20 protein-coding genes and 1 pseudogene are annotated in these 20,928 nt (G+C 40.1%); 16 read left to right on the top strand and 5 right to left on the bottom strand.

Features of this window, described 5'->3' with window-relative positions; all coding sequences use genetic code 11:
- Positions 1-109: 109 nt before the first annotated feature.
- The 9 genes from HMPREF9243_RS11035 (at position 110) to HMPREF9243_RS09075 (ending at position 7,854) form a co-directional block, all read left to right on the top strand.
- On the top strand, positions 110-415 hold the full coding sequence (locus HMPREF9243_RS11035; RefSeq protein WP_326494204.1) for an SAM hydroxide adenosyltransferase: 306 nt from the start codon (positions 110-112) through the stop codon (positions 413-415).
- Positions 416-417: 2 nt separating this feature from the next.
- Positions 418-1,296 (top strand): S-adenosyl-l-methionine hydroxide adenosyltransferase family protein, encoded by an 879-nt coding sequence (locus HMPREF9243_RS09110; protein ID WP_013669184.1) that lies wholly within the window; start codon positions 418-420, stop codon positions 1,294-1,296.
- Between the two features lie 296 nt (positions 1,297-1,592).
- Complete coding sequence (locus HMPREF9243_RS09105) at positions 1,593-2,129, top strand: hypothetical protein (protein WP_013669926.1); 537 nt, start codon at positions 1,593-1,595, stop codon at positions 2,127-2,129.
- 52 nt (positions 2,130-2,181) lie between these two features.
- Complete coding sequence (locus HMPREF9243_RS09100) at positions 2,182-2,796, top strand: hypothetical protein (protein ID WP_013668928.1); 615 nt, start codon at positions 2,182-2,184, stop codon at positions 2,794-2,796.
- A gap of 276 nt (positions 2,797-3,072) precedes the next feature.
- The gene (abc-f, locus tag HMPREF9243_RS09095) at positions 3,073-4,614 is read left to right on the top strand and encodes a ribosomal protection-like ABC-F family protein (RefSeq protein WP_013669675.1); all 1,542 of its coding nucleotides are present in this window, start codon (positions 3,073-3,075) and stop codon (positions 4,612-4,614) included.
- Between the two features lie 57 nt (positions 4,615-4,671).
- Positions 4,672-5,178, top strand: a complete 507-nt coding sequence (locus tag HMPREF9243_RS09090) for a hypothetical protein (RefSeq protein WP_013669597.1) — start codon at positions 4,672-4,674, stop codon at positions 5,176-5,178.
- A 146-nt stretch (positions 5,179-5,324) separates the two neighbouring features.
- A complete protein-coding gene (locus HMPREF9243_RS09085; RefSeq protein ID WP_013668884.1) occupies positions 5,325-6,470 on the top strand; it encodes a hypothetical protein in 1,146 nt (381 codons plus the stop codon).
- 169 nt (positions 6,471-6,639) lie between these two features.
- Positions 6,640-7,074: a GNAT family N-acetyltransferase gene (locus HMPREF9243_RS09080; RefSeq protein ID WP_013669329.1), complete on the top strand. Its 435-nt coding sequence runs from the start codon at positions 6,640-6,642 to the stop codon at positions 7,072-7,074.
- A 105-nt stretch (positions 7,075-7,179) separates the two neighbouring features.
- Positions 7,180-7,854 carry a hypothetical protein gene (locus HMPREF9243_RS09075; RefSeq protein ID WP_013668598.1) on the top strand — a complete coding sequence of 225 codons (675 nt, stop codon included), beginning with the start codon at positions 7,180-7,182 and terminating at the stop codon, positions 7,852-7,854.
- Between the two features lie 119 nt (positions 7,855-7,973).
- Here HMPREF9243_RS09075 and HMPREF9243_RS09070 read toward each other — a convergent pair whose 3' ends face one another.
- Positions 7,974-8,531 (bottom strand): isochorismatase family protein, encoded by a 558-nt coding sequence (locus HMPREF9243_RS09070; RefSeq protein ID WP_013668732.1) that lies wholly within the window; start codon positions 8,529-8,531, stop codon positions 7,974-7,976.
- Positions 8,532-8,740: 209 nt separating this feature from the next.
- Here HMPREF9243_RS09070 and rlmD point away from each other — a divergent pair, with 209 nt between their 5' ends.
- The 5 genes from rlmD (at position 8,741) to HMPREF9243_RS09045 (ending at position 13,645) form a co-directional block, all read left to right on the top strand.
- Positions 8,741-10,138, top strand: a complete 1,398-nt coding sequence (gene rlmD, locus HMPREF9243_RS09065) for a 23S rRNA (uracil(1939)-C(5))-methyltransferase RlmD (protein WP_013668725.1) — start codon at positions 8,741-8,743, stop codon at positions 10,136-10,138.
- A gap of 255 nt (positions 10,139-10,393) precedes the next feature.
- On the top strand, positions 10,394-10,975 hold the full coding sequence (locus HMPREF9243_RS09060; protein WP_013669096.1) for a TetR/AcrR family transcriptional regulator: 582 nt from the start codon (positions 10,394-10,396) through the stop codon (positions 10,973-10,975).
- An 11-nt stretch (positions 10,976-10,986) separates the two neighbouring features.
- Positions 10,987-11,928, top strand: coding sequence for an ABC transporter ATP-binding protein (locus HMPREF9243_RS09055; protein WP_013668821.1), 942 nt, complete (start codon positions 10,987-10,989; stop codon positions 11,926-11,928).
- An 18-nt stretch (positions 11,929-11,946) separates the two neighbouring features.
- Positions 11,947-12,687 carry an ABC transporter permease gene (locus HMPREF9243_RS09050; RefSeq protein WP_013669359.1) on the top strand — a complete coding sequence of 247 codons (741 nt, stop codon included), beginning with the start codon at positions 11,947-11,949 and terminating at the stop codon, positions 12,685-12,687.
- A 1-nt stretch (position 12,688) separates the two neighbouring features.
- A complete protein-coding gene (locus HMPREF9243_RS09045; protein WP_013670066.1) occupies positions 12,689-13,645 on the top strand; it encodes an ABC transporter permease in 957 nt (318 codons plus the stop codon).
- A gap of 287 nt (positions 13,646-13,932) precedes the next feature.
- Here the strand turns inward: HMPREF9243_RS09045 and HMPREF9243_RS10410 are convergent.
- Positions 13,933-15,358 (bottom strand): annotated as a pseudogene (locus tag HMPREF9243_RS10410) (IS3 family transposase).
- A gap of 135 nt (positions 15,359-15,493) precedes the next feature.
- Between HMPREF9243_RS10410 and HMPREF9243_RS09025 the strand changes: the two are divergent.
- The gene (locus tag HMPREF9243_RS09025; protein WP_013668969.1) at positions 15,494-15,832 is read left to right on the top strand and encodes a PadR family transcriptional regulator; all 339 of its coding nucleotides are present in this window, start codon (positions 15,494-15,496) and stop codon (positions 15,830-15,832) included.
- On the top strand, positions 15,832-16,479 hold the full coding sequence (locus HMPREF9243_RS09020) for a DUF2812 domain-containing protein (protein ID WP_013669889.1): 648 nt from the start codon (positions 15,832-15,834) through the stop codon (positions 16,477-16,479). Before HMPREF9243_RS09025 ends, HMPREF9243_RS09020 begins: the two co-directional genes overlap by 1 nt.
- A gap of 114 nt (positions 16,480-16,593) precedes the next feature.
- On the opposite strand, the gene HMPREF9243_RS09015 is transcribed toward HMPREF9243_RS09020, so the two are convergent.
- From HMPREF9243_RS09015 to HMPREF9243_RS09005, 3 genes are read right to left on the bottom strand one after another with little or no spacing between them, the layout of a single operon-like run.
- Entirely contained in the window at positions 16,594-17,343 is a 750-nt protein-coding gene (locus HMPREF9243_RS09015) for an ABC transporter ATP-binding protein (RefSeq protein ID WP_013668704.1), read from the bottom strand.
- Between the two features lies 1 nt (position 17,344).
- The gene (locus HMPREF9243_RS09010) at positions 17,345-19,651 is read right to left on the bottom strand and encodes an FtsX-like permease family protein (protein WP_013668749.1); all 2,307 of its coding nucleotides are present in this window, start codon (positions 19,649-19,651) and stop codon (positions 17,345-17,347) included.
- Complete coding sequence (locus HMPREF9243_RS09005) at positions 19,629-20,921, bottom strand: MFS transporter (RefSeq protein ID WP_013668511.1); 1,293 nt, start codon at positions 20,919-20,921, stop codon at positions 19,629-19,631. Before HMPREF9243_RS09005 ends, HMPREF9243_RS09010 begins: the two co-directional genes overlap by 23 nt.
- Positions 20,922-20,928 lie beyond the last annotated feature (7 nt).

The following is a 20,928-nucleotide window of genomic DNA, read 5'->3' as shown; positions in this document are numbered from 1 at the left end:
AGCTAGTGGACAAGTGGCCTTTGAAGATTTTGGCCATGAATACCCGGTAGATGAGATTGTTACTTTTGACTTGATCGATCCGGAAAAAACCAAGGACCACTTGACGGGAATGGGTGAGATTATTGACCCTAACTTTGGTAATTATTGGACCAATATTCCCTTTGCCTGGTTAAAAGACCAAGCCGGGAAGTCAGTTAGAGTCATTGTGGGTTCAGCGAGTGGAGCAGTCGTCTTCGATGAAGCGATTCAAATCCATAAGACCTTTGGCGAGGTGAGCTTAGGGGAATTAACTATTTATCAGAATGAATTTGGCAACTTGAGTCTAGCTATTAACCAGGGCAGTTTTATTTCTAAATACGACCTGCCTTATGGGGTTGGGGTTAGTGTCGAAGTAGTATTGAGTGAGGAGGAATAGATATGGGTATCGATTTTAGTAAAGTACCGGCTTTTCGTCAGCAATTAGTCTTTCAAAGTGACTTTGGACTTAATGATGGAGCGGTATCGGCCATGACAGGGGTGGTAGTGACGGTTGATGAGAGTCTCAGTATCCATCACTTAACCCATAACATTCCCCCTTATGATATTTATTTGGCTGGTTACCGGCTTTATCAGACCTATTCCTACTGGCCTCAGGGGACGATTTTTGTCTCGATTGTGGACCCTGGCGTGGGCTACAAGCAAAAGTCAGTGATCGCTTTATTAGATAGTGGTCACTATATTGTCACCCCTAATAATGGGACACTCTCTTTCCTAGCTAAATATGTGGGCATCCGGGCTGTTTGGGAAATTGATAAGGAGAAGAACCTGTTACCTTCAACCAATCAATCCTATACTTTCTATGGTCGTGATTTATATGCTTATACTGCTGCACGCTTATCGAGTGGGCAACTGCCGCTAAGTGAGGTGGGCGAAGAAGTCACTATGAGTGAGTTAACGCTCTTTGATATTGCTGATTACCAAATAAATCGTGAGCAAGGTCTTCTCAGTGGTCACATTGCTATCCACGATGAACGCTTTGGCTCTTTATGGACCAATATTCCCTATGATTATTTACAGGAATTAGAAGTCAAAACAGGAGACCAATTGCATCTTCAGATTCATCACCAAGGGCAGACTGTCTATGATGACGTGGTTCCCGTGGTCCAATCCTTCCAATCGGTTCCGCAAAGCCGAGCGCTTATTTACTGCAATTCACTTAAGAACTTGGCCGTGGCTCTCAATCAAAACAGCTTTGCCCAAGCCTATAAGGTAGGTTACGGCCCCGATTGGCAAGTGAGCTTTCAAAAAATTAAATAAGCTATGAATTTAGACACCTTAATTTTAAAGTGATAAACGAAAATGTTAGAAAGGCTCCAGGATTGGAGCTTTTTTCTGTTGGCGACTTCCCCTCTCACATTAACACGAGCTTATTAAGTGTTAAATGTTTACTTAACTGTTAAAAAGATGGTTTCTTATATAAAGGCTTTAAGTTTTAAACTGTGATAAAATATGAAACAAATTTATAAGAGATAAGAATAAGATTTTAATAGTGATAAATAAAGTTTTTGGCAGAATATAAGAAGGCGATTTTGACTGGTGAATAGGTGGGAGAGATGAGTCTGTTCTTAGGGGTAATAGGAATCTTGGGAGTACTTTTTCTACTGTTGGCTAATGGCTTGAAAAGTCGGCAGTCAGCAAGTAAAAAATTTAAGTTATTTGTAGAATGGATAGACCAAGCTGGCTTGCTTTTTATAGGTTTCCTGGTCTTAAATCTGATCTTAATGGGTGACTTTAGCTACAAAGATTGGAAATTTTGGTTTTTAGGTCTCTGTATGCTTATCCTTATTATTTGTGGTAGCTGGGGATTGTATCGCCTAATCGATGACCAAGTCCAAGGTTCCCAAAAACAGATTTTTCATGTAAAGCGGGCGGTAAGAGAATCCCATATCAACCTCCAAGCAACCACCTATCGTTTGGAGACCGTGGAGGGAATAAATTTGCGGGTGGATAGGTCTCAGTATCAGACTGTCAAAAATGTTTTTCTTTGGTTAGAAGGCGAAAATTTTTCACTTTATAAGTCTGAGCTTGCCTACCTGATTGACTACTATCCAAAAACTAAACTGGTGATTACCATGACGCTTGTACAATAAAAAAGTGATCAGAAGAGAAGTAAATGTTTTTTTGGTCCAGGGAGGAAATACCTTGAAAAGTATCTTTATCATCCAGCAAACTACTTTCTTAGTCGCTTCTTTGCTAGGGATCTTTATGAATTGGCGGGCTAAGCAGCGAAAGAAACAAATCCAAGCAGCTGAGACGACTACTCAAGAACCTATCATCCAAAAAGCCCCAAAAAGAATCCTGATTATTGCCTACTTTTTAATGGGCTTGGCGGTGATCCTGCTCATCATGACAGGTCTTTTAACTTTTGCTGAACAAGAGGTCGATAAGCTAGCCTTCATTATCTTTTCAGTCCTATCCTCAGTCTTTTGGATAACAGGAATTTACTTATACATGGTGGACAGGCATTATTTATATGCGGAAGATGATGAAAAATTCCTGGTGAAAACCATTGGTAAGCAGGTTCTCATTTATTATGAAGAAATACTCACTTACCAGATAAAATATGACCAGCTCATTATCACTAATCGACAGGGCCAGCAAGCAGCGGTTGCCCTTCACCTTTTTGCACCTGTGAAACTAATAAGAGTCATTTTAAGCCAGCTTGATGATGAAATTGACCGCCTAAGGCTTTTAAATGAAGATATCCCTGACAATTTATTAGTCTACCAAGACTGGTTGAGACAATATTTGGATTGAATCGAGAAGAGAAGAAATATCAAAAATGCCTAAGACGACCATGAGTGATAACTATACCTGGCTGAAAAAATTTGCTATAATAAAATTAACTTAAGAAATCCGAGGTAAAAAAGACATGGTAATTTTAATCTAAGCATCTGAGCTAATATTTTTCCCATCATTTAAGGGGATAAGTATGCACTCAGACACTTGGTTTATTATCATGTCTTTTTGTGTACCCATTTTTAGCTCAGATTGATCGCTGATGGTAGCACTGAACTTATAGGAGAGCTAAATATGGAAGTAATAAAATTATTACATGTTTCGAAGATGATTGCAGATCGTCAATTATTTCAAATTGACCAGTTAATAGCTAATCAGGGAGATAAAATCGGCCTTATCGGCAAGAATGGCGTGGGAAAATCAACCTTATTAGGCATGCTGGCGGGACTAGACCAGGAGTATATAGGTCAAATTATTATTCATCAGAGCTATGCTTATCTTCCTCAACTCAAAAAAACGACTATAGAGTCTGGGGGAGAGCAAGAGAAAAGAATGCTGGAGGAAGCCTTCAACAAAAGGGCAGCACTCCTCATTCTCGATGAACCAACTTCAAATTTAGATGTTGAAAATATTGATTGGTTAACCCAAACTTTGGAAAAATATTCGGGCACTGTCCTGATGGTTTCTCATGATCGTCACTTATTAAATCAAGTAGTGGATCAAATTTGGGAGCTCGACCAAGGGAAAGTGACTAAGTATGTAGGCAACTATGATGATTATCAAAGAGCCAAGACAAAGGCAATTCAAGGACAGGAAGTCGCTTATAAAAATTATCAAAAGAAAGTTCATCAATTAGAGGAAGAGATCCAAGAAAGAAATTTGCGGGCGCAAAATTTTAAAAAGAAGAAAAAGAACCTTTCTCGCTCAGATTATAAGGTAAGTGGATACGCGGGGAAATATGATGGTCAGCAGAAAGGTTTAGCCAGGTCAGCTAAGGCTTTAAAAAGAAGAATTGACCAGCTTGACCCAGTCGCACGTCCCAAGAAAGAACGGCAGTATCGCTTTAAAGCTGTTGGTAATTTAGCAGTCAAAGCTGGGCAAAGCTTGCTAGGCTTAGAGGCGGGTCAAGTTCATGTTGGTGAACGCTTATTATTTACCTTTCCAGAATTTAAATTGCAAGCAGGAGATAAAGTTGCTATCCAGGGACCCAACCAAGCAGGAAAAACTACCTTTCTAGGTCAGTTATTCCATCACCAGCTCTCCGGCTATTACAGGGAAAATTTAAATATAGGCTATTTTAGGCAAAATTTTGATCAGCTCCATTTGAATAAAAGCATTCTAGAAAATGTTAGTGAAGACAGTTTACAGTCGAATGGCTTGATTCATCAGGTTCTAGGGTCTCTAGGTTTCAAAGAAAATAAACTGAGTGATAAGGTTAAGGGCCTATCGGGAGGCGAGCGCGTCCGCTTGGCTTTCGCTAAATTATTACTAGGAGACTACCATCTCTTGCTACTAGACGAACCGACTAATTATTTAGATATTCAAACCCTTGAAAGTGTCGAGCACTTTATCAGAAGTCATCCTGCTGCTATCCTACTGGTTTCCCACGACCAGGAATTTGTCAATCATTGTGCGGACAAGCAATATGTCATTAAGCATAAGAAGCTGCTAAGTCCTTCTTACCAGAAAGACAATCAGGATAAGCGAGAAAAAGAGATTAGCCGCCTAGAATTTCGGCTAAATCAGATGATTGCCGATAAAAGTGTAGGTCTAGAGGAAATTAGAGAAGTCCAAAATAAGATTAAGCGATTAAAAGAAAAAGGTAAGATGAAATAAGTTATAGAGAGCCAACAGTTTGGAATATCCGAATAGTTAGCAGAAAAGGAAAAAGAAATGAATATTATTGCTTATATGGGATTCACTGGGATCGTTTGCTTGGCTGTCTATGCGGTGCTTGTTAGCTTTAAGCCGAGAAATATTATCTACCAATTCTTTTTACAGGGTTTATGGACACTTGGTTTACTGATGACGAGTCTGCTTCCCCTGGCTTTGATTCTAAAAGAAAGGCCCGTGATCAGCTCGCTATTCTTCTGGGCTAGTGGAATTATTGGTCTAGGTTTAGTCTTTTGGGGAGCTTGTGAAGCCTACAAGCTATTTTATGACCTCATACATGGCAGCCTGGTACAGTCCTTTCAAGTCACTGGTCTTAGATGTGTGGAACGGAGTCTGCCTCATGGCGGGGATTATTATCTCTTTGAGACTAGTATAGGTATGGTGTTTGAGGTCGACTATTTCACCTATAGGGCTATGGAAGAGAAAATGAGTCGTGAAGGAATTATGACTGCCTTAGTTCACTATTGTCCCAAGACAAAAATTATTGTGGCTTTACTATTCGATTAAGAAGCTGATAAGCTATATACTGAATGTGTATGGATTACAAGGAAGGGCTCTTACACTCGTATTTGACATAGGATAAGATAAACTAGACATCCTATAATTAGACAAGGAGAAAGGGGCTGACTAATAAGGCTAGGGAAGGTGAAGACATGTCTTTCGAAAATGAACATATTTTTAAAAATATCCAAAAATTTCTCGACCAGCATAGTGGAGAGTTTGAGGATGGTGAAGCAGCCATTACTCATGCTATAAGCTTGCATAATGCGGGTTTATTGTCTTTTGATGAGGAGAATAGTTCCAATAGAGCGATGGATTTATTTGAAACGGCTATGTATACAGAGGATCCAAGTCAACAAGCGGCCTTAGCGGCCTTAATTGAAGAGGCTTATGCCTTAGATTCTGATAACCTAGATATTTATTGTGCTTGGGTACTTAGTCATTTTCCAGATTTTGAAGCGATATCAAAGCTTCAAACCAAGGCAGATGACTACTTCAAGTCTCATCGCAGGGAAATCAAAGAGTCTGGCTATTTTGCTGTAGAAAATCGGCCTTATTTCCGTGTAGAAAATACCTTGTTAGATTTATACAAGGAGGGTTTGTTCATGGAGAAAGCTGAAAAAATAGCTAAGCATATCCTGCGTTATAATCCCAATGACAATATGGGAATTCGCTATAAGCTTATGGCGATTTACGTCAATTCTTTTCAACATAAGCAGGCCAAGGCGTTGTTCAAAAGAGATTCCAGTTATCGCCATGATGATCAAATGCTTGTCTACATGGCCACCAGCCTTATCTTAGCAAGGGATTTTAAGCAGGCCAAGCAGCGTATTAAAGACTTACAAGACATCAATTCGGATATAGCTTATTTCTTTGAAGATGAAGTATTTAATGAATTTAAGGTCTTTGTCAATTTGCCTGAAGAGGACTATCGTACAAATTCTAAGCAGTCTTTGGCTATCGCTTTAAATGAAACCTTACCACTCTTTACCCAGTCTAGCCTCCTCTATCAGCATTTTAAACAAAGTTTACGAGAACTGATTCCTGATTATTTTGACGATATGCAAGCGCAAAAAGAAAAAAATATCATGTCCTATCTCCAAGCCGATAAATTATCAGGTAAGGGGATTTTCACTAATATTGCTAGCCAATATGTTCGTTCCTTACTTTTAGAAGACTTGGAAACTGCCGAGGATTTTAAAAGAAAAACGGAAAAAGAAGTTCTAGCTATTAATGGGATCGGAAAGGGCACAATTAATAAATTAAAGGAGAATGGGGTCCGCTTTAAAGATAGTTAATCCAAACAGCTTATTCTCTAGGGTCTTTGCTAGTGAAAAGAAGTTTTAAATCAGCTTTAAAACTTCTTACAAGAGGTATATAATTTAGCTTAATAAAATGCTAGTCCAGCAAGTATTCTAAGGGTTCCTTGGACACTTTTAAACCTTTGTTCCTAGGAGATGAGACTCTATGATTAGAACCATTCAAGAGACTGATGCTAAAGCGATTCAGGAATTATGCCAAGTAGCACTCGGCTACGATGCTGATCTGAATCTCGTCCAATCACAAATCAAGAAATTATCACAAGATCATGATCACCATATTATCGCTGTTTATGAAGACAAGGTTTCTTCTAGAGCGGTTGCTTTTGTTCATGCTGAGATTTATGAAGGACTCTACAGTGAAGCGGGCTTAAATATTCTCGGGCTTGCGGTAAGTCCTGACTACCAAGGCCAGGGCATCGGTAGGGAGCTGATGACCTTTATCGAAAAATATGCCATCAACCATCAACTCCTTTACATCCGCTTAAATTCTGCGGTCCATCGTCTAGACGCTCACCAATTTTACCAAAGTATCGGTTATCGTCACGATCGCACCCAAAAACGCTTTACGAAGACCTTTTGATAGATAGATGAGTCTACTATAAAAAGAGTATTCACTAGGATAGGCAAGCGACCTCGTTCAACTGAAGGTCGCTCTTTTTGTTATAATGACAGGGAAGATAGACGGATGGATCGATCCTTAAGGAGGATTAATGATGTCTTATTTCCAATTAACAATCAAGAAGTTTTTCTTAAAGATGGAAGTATAGATCTTTATGCTTTTCTTTTTGGATTACTCTTTTTGTTTACTTTTGCCTTCATGCAATTGCCGGACTGGCTAAGCATTCTGGCCTTGACTCTTTTAGCTTCAAGTGTCTTTCGGTATATTACCACCGATGAACTTTTTCATGAGGAAATAGTTAATCTCAGCACTCCTAGGCAAGTTATTGACTACACAATAAGTAAGAATCTCTTCACGCTTCTATTTGAATTTATTTTATTGTTTATCGTTTTTCTCTTGCTAACCCTTGTAGAAGTCTTTAATTTTTATCCGCAAGCGATCGTGGACAAGGGATATCTGCTTGTCCAGCTGCTTTGTGTTCTTGGAACAGAAAATATTCTCTTACTCTTTTTCAACAAGCCGGTGAAAAGTTACCAGAAAGGTATAAGGAGGGATGGCAAGGAAGATATAGCCACGGGTATTGAAAACTTTAAAGGTCTCTTGCCTTCTATCGCATCCAATATTATGATTGCTCTCTTGTGTTTTCTTTTTAGAGAGAACTTAGCTCTCTATCCGGCCCTGGGGTATTATGTAATTTGTTTAGTCATTTTTGTCATTGTTAGGACAAAGTTAATGGAATAAAACTAGCGAAGCTTTTCCACATAAAAAGAGACACAGAGCGTGTAGTTAGGGCTATATACTTCTGTGTCTCTTTTGTTTTTGAGTTTATCTAGAATATTTCCAAATACCTGGATACTTTATTAAGCTTGACGCTCTTTGACTAAGTTAGAAATTGCTTTGAAGTGCGGGTTTTTGGCGTCTTCTAGGAGACGGTAGAGTAAGCTTTCACTGGATAGGAGAGTCGCGCCATCTGCTTGGAGTTGGCTGAGGGCCCATTCGTGTTCTTGAGCACTTCTAGCGGTTACTGCGTCACGAACCAAAGTTACTTGCACTTGAGGATAATCCTCTAATAATTGATGGGCGGTTTGTTCCACACAGATAGGTGTTTCCATCCCAATAATTACCATATGTTCAATGCCAGGGGTGATGTGGTTGAGAACTTCGGGAATGCAGGCATTGAAACGGGTCTTCGCGTAAACCGGTGCCTCGGTTAGATAGCTCTTGATGTCAGGATGGGTAGCGCCTAAACCTTGAGGGTATTGTTCGGTTACCACTTTCTTAACGCCTAAGTGGTTCAAGCCTTCAAGAAGAAATTGCAGGTTAGCCAGATAAGTATCGGAATCATGCATTGCGGGAACCAGTTTTTCTTGAATATCGATGACAAGAACTAGGGTATTATCAACAGTCATTGCAGTCATGGTGAACTTCCTTTCTAAGAATCTTATTTACCTTTATTATAACAAGTACAGGATCTGATGCCTAATTTCCGGGCTAGGAGCTTTACAGGATTAAATTTTCTCTGACTACCGTTTAGAGAATCACTTGCGCCCGGGTTGAGATTATGCTTTACTAAACAGGATGAATTTTTCAGATTGATACAAAATAAAGTAATAGAGGGGATTTGCCGATGAAGCAAGGTTATCCAAGTGAACAATTAGAAGTTGAAGTGACGGGATTATCTGAGAAGGGGCTGGGCCTAGCTCAGTATCGTTTTCCTGATACGGAGATGGGCAAGGGTAGAAAGCTAAAGCTCCAGATTCCTAAAGCCCTACCAGGGGATAAGTTATTAGTTACTGTACCCAATGCCAGAGGAAGGAGACGTGCAACGCGGACCTATGACCGGATTATTGAACCGGCACCTAGTCGGATTGGAGGCTATGAATTAAATGGTCCTCAAATTGGTGGCGCTCCTCTAGAATACATGAACTATGCCGACCAATTGGCTTATAAACGCGCCCTCACCCAGGGGTTCTTGGCTGACCAGGGCTTTGATCCCAGCCTAGTGGGCGAGGTATGGGGGATGGATGATCCTTACCACTACCGCAATAAACTCGAATTGAGCTTCTCTATTAACGGCGACTTGGGTTTCTTCGTCCAGGGGGACCAGTATCAGATTGTTGATTGGCAAAAGAATATCCTGGCCCCAGAAATTTTCATGATCCTAAAAGAAGAAGTTCAAGCCTGGCAAAAGGCCTGGAACTTAGCAGGTTACGAAAAACAGTCGAAGCAAGGTTTGCTCAGACAATTACTCTTGCGCCAAGGACACCAAAGTGGGGAAGTCATGGTTGCCATTTTTGCCCAAGAAGAAGCGGCTAAGCTTGATCCAGGCGTTATTGAAGATCTCATTCAGCGGATGCAGGCTTATCCTGAGATTAAGAGTTTGATGTGGATTAAAAATACGGCCATTGCGGACCGGATGGGGGCTGACCAAGTGGAAGTCCTGGCTGGCCGAGACTATATTTGTGATGAGTTGGCTGGTTTCAATTACCGGCTGTATTTCGATACCTTCTTCCAACCTAATCCCGTCCAAGCCCAACGAATGATTGATTTAGCCTGTGACTGGGCCGACCTCGATCAAGATAGCTTAGTGATTGATCTTTTCTGTGGGGTAGGGACCTTCAGCTTACCTCTAGCTAAGCGGGCCAAGGCCTTGGTTGGTATTGAGATCGTTGAACAGTCCATTGAATCAGCCAAACGCAATGCTCGGGATAATGGCATCGAGAATGCACACTTTATTGCTCGTGATGCCCGCCATGGTTTGGCTGAAATTGAGGCGGAATGGGGTCAAGCGGACCTGCTCTTACTCGATCCTCCCCGTAACGGTGCCGGTGGGAAAATAATGCGTCGGATTGGGCGCTTAGGCTTGGAGAAGATAATCTATGTCTCCTGTAATCCGAAGACCTTAGCTCAAGACTTAGCCTGGCTGAGAGACTTCGGCTATGAAATAAGTAAATTCCAATTGGTCGACCAATTCCCTCATACCCAGCATGTTGAGGCTGTTGTGTTGATTGAAAAGAAAAGCTGATAGGGTTTGTAGAGGTTTATGAAGTTGAAGAAAGCCCCATAGATGGGGCTTTTTTGTTTGATAAAAATTAATAAAAAGGGTTTCTCCTTGAATGATAAGTATAGCCTTTTAGATAAGCAAGAATAGCTTAACAAAAAAGATACTTTAGCCATTGATCCAAGTAAACAGGAAAAATGAACTTTATTTCATATTAACACTTTAATGTCTGATTTATATGAACTATAATTCATAAATAAAATTAAAAAGGAGGACATGATGACTAAAGATAATAATAAAGAAAAATTAATTCAAGCCTCTGATATGCTTTTGAGGGAGCGAAGTATTACTTCAATCACAACCAAGGAAATTACCCAGGCTGCGGGTGTATCTGTAGGCGTTTTTTATAACTACTTCACTAGCAAAGAAGATATTTTTATCGACCTAATCAAAAATTTTTTTAATTATTCTTTAACGCAATTGGAAAAGCTTAAAACAGACATTACTGGGAATAATCTGCGGTCGGAATTAAAGTTTAAAGAATTTTTGATCAGTGGCATGGATAAGAACTGGGAAAACCGCTTCTTGAATAGCGATATCCTGATCCTTTCGCGAAAAGATGAAGTTTTTCAGGCATTGATGATGGATTTTAATCATCGCATGGAGGACGTTATTGTTAATATTTTATTGGCCATCCATCCAGAAAATCAGGATAAATTGCCAGTAGTGAAAGCAAAATTAATCATGAATTTAATTCAAAATTCCTACCCAGTCTTTTCGACATTTGAAGGGGAAGAAGAACAAGAAGCCTATCTGGAGCAAGTAGTAAAGATTATTTTTGATCTGAGTTTCAATGAATAGAGGACAAGACTATGGCGTATATTCTAACTGTCGACAACTTATCAAAAACCTATAAAAATGGGCGCAAAGCCTTAGATCATTTGACTTTTAACGTAAGAAAAGGAGAAATTTTGGGCTTTTTGGGGCCCAATGGTGCTGGAAAAAGTACTACCATCAACATGTTAGCGACCCTATTAAAAGCGGACGAAGGAAAGATTGTTTATTTTAATAATGAAAATCTCTCTCTCAAAGCAATAAAGAAAAAATTGGGTATTGTTCCCCAAGAATTGGCCATTTATGAGGACCTTTCTGCTTTTGATAATGTCAAATTCTTTGCTTCCTTATATGGCATAAAGAAGGCTGGTCTGAAGGAGAAAGTGGACCAGGCCCTTAAAAAAGTTGGGCTGGAAGAGCGAAAGGACGACAAGGCTTCAACCTTTTCCGGAGGGATGAAGCGCCGCTTAAATATTGCCTGTGCCATTGCCCATGAGCCTCAATTAATCATATTAGATGAGCCGACTGTGGGGATAGACCCTCAGTCCAGAAATCATATTCTTCATTCAATCAAGTCTTTGAGGGATGAGGGCGCCACGATTATCTACACGACTCATTATATGGAGGAAGTCCAACAAATTTGTGACCGAGTGATTATTATGGACGGCGGCCAAGTTTTGTTAAATGACCAGCTGGATGCTATTTTAGAAACTTACAGTGAGACCAACTATCAGCTTAGCTTAGACCAGCCTCTGCCCCTAGAACTTCTAGACCAAATCCGTCAATTCCCCCACATACTTCAGCTTAGTCAAGATGATGATTATCAACTGAATATTATGATGGAGGCAGGCACTAGTTTACTCAATGAGATATTGGAGCTTATCATCCAATCCCATGTGAATATTACAGGTATTCAGTCAAGAAAGAAAAACTTGGAAGATATTTTCTTACTCTTAACTGGAAAGAAGTTAAGGGATTAAAGCGATGGAGGATTTATCATGTTAACCATCATGAAACAAGATATTGTAAATTTATTGAAAAATAAACCCATTATGACTTATCTTTTAGTCTATCCCATCCTTTTAATCTTAGTAACGGGTTTTGTATTTGCTTCCAGTTTTAGTGATGATATTCTGACTGCTTATGATTATTATGGGGTAACCATGCTGATCTACCTATCGATGGCCACGGTAATTATCTTGCCAGAGCTATTATTTGGTAGCCAGGTGAAGTATGCCAACTATCGTATAATCTATGCACCCGTCCCTAAGTACCAAATTTATCTTTCAAAACTAATTGTTTCTATTTTGCTTTCTTATTCTATTTTGGCAATGGATATCTTAGTATTTGATGGGATAGGCTTAGTCAACTACGGTGGGACGAGTGTAACTTCTATCTTATTGCTCGACTTCGCCTTAGTTATTTTTTCCATTACTTTTGGTGGGGCCTTTTGTCTCTTGTTAAAAAGTGAAGATTTGGCGACGAAAATTCTTAACTTGCTGATTAATGTTTTTGCTATTTTATCTGGTTTGTTCTTTCCTATGACGATCTTTGGAGCAAATGTTGCCAAAATGGCTAAGCTTTCTCCTATTTCGCAAGTGATGACGAGCTTCTTTGCCATAATCTATGATCAAAATGATAGCTATTTTTTCCCTACTATTATCACTTTGTTGCTGGCTTCGTTCATCTTTTTAATAATTATCCACTTAAGTTATCGTCCGGAAGATTTTGGTGATTAAAATGAAATATATCGTTCTAAATAATCATTTCAAGCGTTTTTTTAAAGAAAAATCCTATCTCTGTTTAGCGTTTTTACTCGTCTTTGTCACCCTTGCGGCCAGTGCCTTTGTCGTTACTATGGATCCTCCTAAGTTACATATTGGTATCGATCAGAGCGCAGAAGCCTTGTTAGCCATGAATAATGATCACTTATCGATTGAAGAAATAGAAAAAGAAAGGAATTATTATAGCCATCTAATATCTGGTGATTACGATGCTTACATTAGTCAAGAAGAAGGAAAATATAAAATTCTGACAGTTAGAAATGTGGGCCTAAAGGAAAAATTAAGTCAGTTGCTGAATGAGGGACAGCAGTCCGTTGAGGCTGAACTCAGGGCTAATGATAATCACTTTAAAATTATTATCAGTGTGTTAACCATGAGCTCGATGATTCTTTCCTTAATTTTATATCGCTTTTATTTTGATGATCGTCAGGGGATCGATAAACGGATTTATTCAGCCGGTCTTTCAACCTTTTCCTATTTATCCCAGCACATCCTATTTAATTATTTAATTCTATTCACAATTAATGCCTTAGCTTGTACCGTACTATTCCCTGTATTTGATCTTGAGCTCTCTGGGCGCTTTTATATCTACCTTTTACTCCTTGAATTATTTGCTGCTCATTTTTCTATGGCCCTATCTACGGCCACTAAGAAGAATCAAGGCGCCCTTTTAATTGGAACCATGCTATCGGTTCTGACTACGCTACTCTCAGGTGTATTATTCACGGTAAAGTCAGGCAGTCTCCAAGAGAAATGGCAGTATCTTTTTCCTCAATACTATATTTCAAAATTAGGTGAGGATTTGGATGGCCAAGTGGTGGACTTGAGGCAAGCCCTATTAGTTATTTTAGGATGCATAGTGGTCTTTTTCTGTACAGCACTCTCTATTCAGAGAGGTAGAGTAGAGGAATGACCTAAGACATATATTCCTCAAATCATTCAGGGGTTATTTTGATTAATCGTATACCCATAGTGGTCGAAAAGCACAGCTGAGAGGGATAAGCCCTGTAGCCTGTTGTGGTGTTGTATGGTGACCCCAATAAGTTGGACTTTATATATAGTGAGTTGGCCTTTGGCCAGCTCTTTTTTGTTGCTTACAGTTCTTGCTTATTTCTTGCCGACACATTTACTCAGAAATTTAAACTTGTCAAGAGGAAGAGCGTAGCGGCTCTTGATAAGTTTAAAGTTTATGTGTAATCATTAAGCGGCGAAAGAAGCGTGATGAAGACGAAATTCTATAGGACTCCTAAAATCTAATTTTCTTTGATTCTTTCACCATTGTAATAGATTATAAAATCTTCAATCGCTTGTGCTAATTCTTCAAAGGAATGATAAGTCCGACCATAGTAGACTTCTTGTTTTAGTAGACTAAAGAAATTCTCCATTGGCGAATTATCTAAGCAATTTCCTTTACGAGACATACTTTGAAAAATTCGGTGATCCTTCAAGAGCCGGGTGTAACTTTTCATTTGATAGGCCCAGCCCTGATCAGAATGAAAGGTTCTTCTGTATGGACATAATTTACTTGCTTCAATGGCAGCTTGTAGCCCCTCCAACATGCTTTGTCCATTAGGCTGATGTGTTATCTTAAAAGAAATAATTTCTCGATTAAATAGATCCATGTAAGGATCTAAATAGAGTTTTCCAGTTTGATAATTCCCAGAATCATCGGCATAGTAGTATTTAAATTCTGTTGTGTCTGTTGTTATTTTTTGATAAGGAATGGTCGAATCAAACCGCCGGTTGATACGATTTGGCGCTATCTCTCCAATCGTTCCTTTGTAGGAATTATATTTTCTTGTCTTTCTAGTATAGCTAGTGACCTGTATCCCCATAATTTTCATTAGGCGTTGAACTTTGTTTTTACTGACCTTATAACCACGGGAAAGCAGTTCAGCTCGCATTCTTCGATAACCATAATCCTTATGGGTTTCTCTGATGTCTTTCATTTCCTCTTTTAAATCGGCATCCTTATCAATTTCCTCATCTTTATTTTTCCAATAAAAGTAGGTCGATTTAGGAAACTTTAAAACGCTAAGAATATCTTTTAAAGCATATTTTTCATCATGGAGACGTGTGATTTCGGTCACTATTTCTTCTTTTCTCGCTTGACTCTTTGAGCCACACGTCTCCTCAATCCTTTTAAAAATTTGTTCTCAATTTCTAAATCCGTAATCCGTTGTTCAAGTTCCTTTATTTTTGCTTCACTTAACTGATTGGTTTCGCTGCTATCCTTTATTTGATTGATTTGTGATTTCTTTTTAGACACTTTAGGTGGCCTTCCTTTCCTCGCGGAAAGGCCATCAAGTCCTCTTTCATGATAAGCTCTTCGCCAATTAGCGATTAGACTTGGATTATTCATGTTTAATGAATTGGCCAATTCGCGATAACTCATTTCCGTACTTTCATACAATTCTATCGCATTTAATTTGAATTCAACAGTATAAACCTGTTGAGTCCGCCTTTTCTTTAAACCATCTACACCAAATTCATAATAGTTATTAACCCACCTTCGTAAAATAGAAGGATCTATTCCTGCTTTATTAGCTAAGGTTCGATAACTTCCTTTTTTCGCAATATAGTCTCCTACTAAATTCAGTTTAAATTCTAATGAATATTTAGACATAAAAATAACCCCCAAAAGTTGAATTCTTAGTCCAACTTTTGGGGGTCACTACATATGGGGCTTTTTTAATTCTTCTATACTACTTGAAGCGTACTACGTCATACGATATAATGAGGTTAGAAGGAAGGTGATGACTTGGCAGATGATACAAATTTGGAGAATGAGCTTCCTTTAACAGAAACTCATTTTCTAGTCTTGTTAACTATGGTACATCCCAATCATGGCTATGGGGTCATGCAAGAAGTCGAAGCCATCACCCAAGGACGCCTTGTATTTGGTCCAGGGACTTTATATGGGGCAATCAATAACCTTTCAAAAAAGGGTTGGATCGATATGGTGGAACACGATAAAAAAAAGCGGCGAAAAATTTATCAAACCACACCAATAGGACGCAAGTTGCTTGAATTAGAAGTCAAGCGCATGCGGCAATTAATGGAAGCAGGTCAAGACTACTTAAAGGAAGGTGAGTCCTAATGGTTACTAAATATAGGGCCTTTTTAAAGCCTATTGAGGGTCGTCAAAACTACCTTAACCAACTGGCAGGCCAGGGTTATCGTTTACTTTCAAGTGGCGGTGTGCAACAGAGATTCCAAAAAACGGCTGACACGGACTTTCATTATACTGTTCAATACATTGGTCACATGACTAATCGAGAACGACTTAATTATTGTGACTTCATCCATGACCTAGGTTATAAGACTTTCTTTGCGCCACTTAATATCGGCAAGCTTAGTTGGGGCAATGTTCGTTTACGTCCCTACAATCAAGGAAGAACGACAATTGCGACCGATCCAGGGATGATTAATAAAGAAATTTTAATTATTGAAAGCAAGGGCCCAAAAGAAATCCCTGCCTTTAGCGAAAACGAGGGCCTAGGTAAGGATCTGAAACGACGCATGCGACCGGCAATCTATCTCATGCTGGTTGCTTTGGTGATGCTTGTCATAGGGATCTTGGTCTACTTTGGTATTCTTCGATCGTGGTGGCAATGGACTTATTGGTCCTATCGTCCCTTTGACCCGATGATCTGGCCTTGGCTAGCGGTTGCAGGCATCTTGTTCATATGCTCTGGCTGGCGAATGATACAGATAAAATCGTTAATCAAAAGGATAAGTAATTAGGACTAAAAAGAGAGAGGGCGCTATGTCATGACGATGGCATAGGTATCTCTCTCTTTTTGCGATCATATTTTAACAGCATTAATGATGGGTAATTCTGGCAAAATTTTATTGTAGTTATACCCCCAGCTCAGTCATGACCTGTCTAATTTGTTCTAGGCGGTCATCATAGCTTTCTTGACGAAAAGTTAATTCTTTTTCCAAGCAACCGTCCTTCATAAAAATGACCCGACGACTTTGGGAGGCCACCTTGGCATCATGAGTGACCATAAGAATTGTCATCTGTTCTAAATTGACTTGCTTAAATAAGTCCAATATTTCATCGCTGGTCTGGGAATTTAAGGCGCCTGTGGGCTCATCAGCAAAAAGAATAGCTGGACGATGGAGCAGTGCGCGACATATGGTGATTCTTTGTAGTTGGCCACCAGAAACTTGGTGACTTTTACGGTTTTCTAAGCCTTCTAGGCCAAGTCTTCGCATTAAAGCCTTGGCCTCTTGAATGAGGTCTGCTTTATCCCCGCTGAAATCCTCAAAACTGGGGAAGATAATATTATCCAAAAGGTCCAGGCTCTTCACTAGGGTGGGCCTTTGGAAGATAAAACCTAAATTTTGCCTGCGAAAATCAGATAATTCTTCGTCACTTAACTGATTAATCTCCTGATCCAGAAGGTTTAAAGAGCCGGAATCGATCGTCTCGATAGCGGACAGGCAATGCAAGAGGCTGGATTTACCGCAGCCTGAAGGGCCCATGATGGAGACAAATTCGCCTTGTTGAATCGTTAAGCTGACTTGATTGACTGCCTGGACCTTATTTTCACCGCTTCCGAAAGTCTTATTAATATCCTTAGCTGTCAGTATCCTTTTCATCTTATACCTCCTGGTAATCAGCCATTTGTAAGCGACTAATTTGTCTACTGGCAAGGCAAGTAGAAAGGGTGGTGGTAAGCATGAGTAGGCCAGGATGAATGAGAAAGGTTCTCAGCCAATCCAAGTCAAAGGGCATGTTGGCCACTCCTATTCTACGCATAAATATGTCCAGTAAGAAGCCACCGATAAAGTAGGTCAAAACAAAAGCCAAACCTAGACTTAGAGAGCAAATGATCACAGTCATGACTAAGTATGGTTTTCTTATTTGTCCAAGCCTGAGGCCGAGTATTTTCTGAACAATCAATTCCGCCCTATCTTGACTAATTAGCATATTGAAAAATAAGTAAGAAATAAACCAAGCTAAAACTAGGCTTAACCCGAGACTGCCTAGACGAGCTGACCGTATTCTAGTCAAAGTAGGTCCTAGAAACTCTGCTTGATAAGCCTTGGTTGGATAAAGAGCAAGATTTGGATCTTGACCCTTCAAGTCTCCAGCAAAGCTTTCAGCGAGTTTAGGATCATGTAAGTTGATAAATAAGAGCTGGCCTAGCTTAGGACTTTGGGAATCTTTGAAATGTGCTCGGGCCGTTCGCCCGCCATTACTAATATCGGAATAAATGCCAGTGATAACCATGTCTCTCGCTTTTCCTTGAATCGAAAGAGTCAGCTTGTCGCCAACATCCTTATCTAATTCATCAGCAGTTAAATAAGAAATACTAATCTCCTGCTTGCCAACAGCTGGGCGGCCTTGGCTATAGGAGCCTTGGAAATGATCGGATCCGCCAAGTCTGGTTTGCAATTTTCCAGCTGCCTTGCCATCAAGTAGGAGGTCATAATTTATCTGGTCGAATACTTGATAGGACCTAGGCCGGGGATCGTGTGCTAAGTATTGCTTCAAGAGTTTAGCCTGGTCGGGATTCTTCACTTCAACAAGGACATCCACATCACTAAGCCCCAAATAATTAATAAAATCCTGGGAAGCTATACTGGCATACAGACTTGAGGGAAGTGCCATAGATAAGCTTAAGAAGATAAGGATGCAGGCATAGATGATGAAGTATCTTTTCTTTCCCAGTATTTTATTGCTGGCTATCAATAGGCTAGTGGCTATTTGAGGGCTCTGTCTCAGCTTCATTTTGGGACAGAGTCGCTTTGTGGTATTTGCATAAGCCATAGCCTGGGCATCGGCTGCAGAAATCCTATCGATCTTTCTAAGCATAAATGAGACATATACCCTTACTACAACCAAGACCATGCCAGCCCCAATGATACCAGCTAAAATCGGTCTCATCCTTGAGTCAGAGAGGCCATAAAAGAGCGCAATCTCCTCTAGGAAAATAGGTTTGCTTAGGAAGGATCCGACCAAGCCAACTAGCCCAGCCAGACCAGCCAGCAGTTGATACTTATAGCCATATAAACTCTTAATCCGCTTAGACTGGATACCAAGGGCTTTCAATATCCCTATCATTTGGAAATCTTCTTCCAACTTGGCACTTAGGCTAAAGTGAAGGCACAAGAGACTTATCGATATAATTAAGAAGGCAAGGAGACTCAGCAAGGCGAGCAGGATACCTTCACTTAAGGCGTTGATCAGTTTGATAATCGGCCCTGTAATTGTCGGTCCATTCGTTTCTAATCCTTGCTTGAGAAAATCTACCTGAAAGTCATGAAGTTGACTAGGATCCTTCAAGCGGAATTCAATTAAATATTCCAATTTTCCATGGTCTTGTATCCCTTGAAAGTCAGTTGGATGGATGACAAAGCGCTTGGAGGAGGCTAGCATGGGGGCCATTTGCCCATCTCTGATTCCTCCTTGGACGGTGAATTTACGACCAGCCACGGTTAGCTGGTCGCCCTTTTTTGTTACACCGTCAAGCAAGTAGGCGAGGGGGACATAGACCTCTCCAGTCTGTGGAGATACTCTTTGGTTGGCTTGGTCCAGTAAAAAATCAAAACGGGGGCTTTGGCAAACAAAACCGTTGTCTTGCGATTGAATGGGAAATTCTTCCCCGTTAATTTGGATATCATTGACATCAATATTCAAAAAATCCAAGACTTGGTAGTTCACCACCTGCTTATTGTCAAGGGCAAAGGCTGCTAGTCTTTCCTTATTAAGGTCACCTAAGTGCATCTGCATGAAATGAGGGGGTTGACTCTTTACCATAAAGTCATCAATGGACTGGTTTAAGTCAGTGGCAACCATAAAAATAATAGATAAGAGGAAACTTGCTAGGCTAATAAAGAGAAAAACGATGCTGTTGGTCAACTTGTCGGTCTTGAAATCATTAAGGATCAGTTTGTAAATCATGATGTCTACCTCCTAGTTTCTCAAAACGGACCGCTAGCCAGAGGCTGAAACAGAGCAATAAAACCCCTAGCATCACTAGGTAAAGTCCTATTCCCCGCCCTTCACCAGGTCCTAAAATTTGTCTAAGTATAGAAATGAGTCTGCCATTTTGCCTAAGGAAAGGTTCGAAGACAAAATCAGCTGCGATACCAGCTAGGGCATAGGCTAGTAAATAGCCCAATTGAGAGAGACTGGATAGGAGGCCGAAAACTCGCCCTTGCAAGTCATTATCGACTTCGACACGGATATAATAATCGCAAATAGCATTTAAGAAAGGGAGACATGCAAAAAATAAGAAAGCGGCTAGTGTCATGGTAATAAGCCAGGCCCTTAGACCAAAGCCAATCATGGCTAAACCACATAGGCCACTTAATTGGGTTAAAAGACTGAGTTTGTCTGTTTGAAAACCTTTAATCCCTATATAAAGAGAAGAAAGAATGAGTGCTAGAGAAGCAAGGGAGAGGAGAAGACCTAGGCGATCGCTACTCGTAAAGGCAAGGAGGAGAGGGGTTGCAAGTTCTTGGATCGACCCGATCATAAAAGTCAAGACTAGAGAAAAGAAAACTAAGAGCCGAATCAGTGGATGCGATTGAATACAGGCCCAGCCCTGTTGGAAATCAATCAGATAGTTTGAAGAGGTGAAGCTTCTAGGTTTCTTTAAATCGCGGGCAACATAGGTCAAAGCCATCATTGTGGTTATCAGGCTTAGGATATCTAAAATAATGATAAGAGGAAGGCCAAAGTGACTAATAATAGCTACTGCGAGTATAGGAGAAACAATAAAGCGAGCAGCTCCGCTCAGTTGGAAGAGACCGCTAGCCTGTATATAGTCATCAGGACTCACTAAATTACTAATGCTCGCCTTAAAGGCAGGGTCCACTAACGAGGCGAAACTACTTGAAATCAAAGCGCCCAGCAAGAGATAGGAAATCACATACTTAGACCTGGTCAAGCCGTACAAAATAAGCACTAGACCGATAATCGATAGACCATCGCCAGCGATCATCAGTTTGCCTCGGTCCAAGCGATCTGCCAGGATTCCTGCTAGAGGAGTCAATAAGAGGTTAGGAAGGAAGGCTGATAGGGTTAAGAGTGACTTGATAAAGGCAGAATGACTGAGCTTAAAGACATGGACACCTAGACTAAAAGCCGTCATCCCACTAGAGATACTCGCAATCAGGCTAGCTAGAAAAAAGATGAGAAATTTGCGGTTCTTTAACAGGGCTAGCATTCGATAC

The sequence above is a fragment of the Aerococcus sp. Group 1 genome (assembly GCF_000193205.1).
In the GTDB taxonomy this organism is placed as follows: Bacteria; Bacillota; Bacilli; order Lactobacillales; family Aerococcaceae; genus Aerococcus; species Aerococcus urinae_A.
This window is presented reverse-complemented; position numbering and strand designations above follow the sequence as displayed.

Excerpts from the sequence above, each read along its gene's own strand:
- HMPREF9243_RS11035 (WP_326494204.1), top strand. The coding sequence starts at position 110 with ATGGGTGAGATTATTGACCCTAACTTTGGTAATTATTGGACCAATATT.
- HMPREF9243_RS09110 (WP_013669184.1), top strand. The coding sequence starts at position 418 with ATGGGTATCGATTTTAGTAAAGTACCGGCTTTTCGTCAGCAATTAGTC.
- HMPREF9243_RS09105 (WP_013669926.1), top strand. The coding sequence starts at position 1,593 with ATGAGTCTGTTCTTAGGGGTAATAGGAATCTTGGGAGTACTTTTTCTA.
- abc-f (WP_013669675.1), top strand. The coding sequence starts at position 3,073 with ATGGAAGTAATAAAATTATTACATGTTTCGAAGATGATTGCAGATCGT.
- HMPREF9243_RS09090 (WP_013669597.1), top strand. The coding sequence starts at position 4,672 with ATGAATATTATTGCTTATATGGGATTCACTGGGATCGTTTGCTTGGCT.
- HMPREF9243_RS09085 (WP_013668884.1), top strand. The coding sequence starts at position 5,325 with ATGTCTTTCGAAAATGAACATATTTTTAAAAATATCCAAAAATTTCTC.
- HMPREF9243_RS09080 (WP_013669329.1), top strand. The coding sequence starts at position 6,640 with ATGATTAGAACCATTCAAGAGACTGATGCTAAAGCGATTCAGGAATTA.
- HMPREF9243_RS09075 (WP_013668598.1), top strand. The coding sequence starts at position 7,180 with ATGGATCGATCCTTAAGGAGGATTAATGATGTCTTATTTCCAATTAAC.
- HMPREF9243_RS09070 (WP_013668732.1), bottom strand. The coding sequence starts at position 8,531 with ATGACTGCAATGACTGTTGATAATACCCTAGTTCTTGTCATCGATATT.
- rlmD (WP_013668725.1), top strand. The coding sequence starts at position 8,741 with ATGAAGCAAGGTTATCCAAGTGAACAATTAGAAGTTGAAGTGACGGGA.
- HMPREF9243_RS09060 (WP_013669096.1), top strand. The coding sequence starts at position 10,394 with ATGACTAAAGATAATAATAAAGAAAAATTAATTCAAGCCTCTGATATG.
- HMPREF9243_RS09055 (WP_013668821.1), top strand. The coding sequence starts at position 10,987 with ATGGCGTATATTCTAACTGTCGACAACTTATCAAAAACCTATAAAAAT.
- HMPREF9243_RS09050 (WP_013669359.1), top strand. The coding sequence starts at position 11,947 with ATGTTAACCATCATGAAACAAGATATTGTAAATTTATTGAAAAATAAA.
- HMPREF9243_RS09045 (WP_013670066.1), top strand. The coding sequence starts at position 12,689 with ATGAAATATATCGTTCTAAATAATCATTTCAAGCGTTTTTTTAAAGAA.
- HMPREF9243_RS09020 (WP_013669889.1), top strand. The coding sequence starts at position 15,832 with ATGGTTACTAAATATAGGGCCTTTTTAAAGCCTATTGAGGGTCGTCAA.
- HMPREF9243_RS09015 (WP_013668704.1), bottom strand. The coding sequence starts at position 17,343 with ATGAAAAGGATACTGACAGCTAAGGATATTAATAAGACTTTCGGAAGC.
- HMPREF9243_RS09010 (WP_013668749.1), bottom strand. The coding sequence starts at position 19,651 with ATGATTTACAAACTGATCCTTAATGATTTCAAGACCGACAAGTTGACC.
- HMPREF9243_RS09005 (WP_013668511.1), bottom strand. The coding sequence starts at position 20,921 with ATGCTAGCCCTGTTAAAGAACCGCAAATTTCTCATCTTTTTTCTAGCT.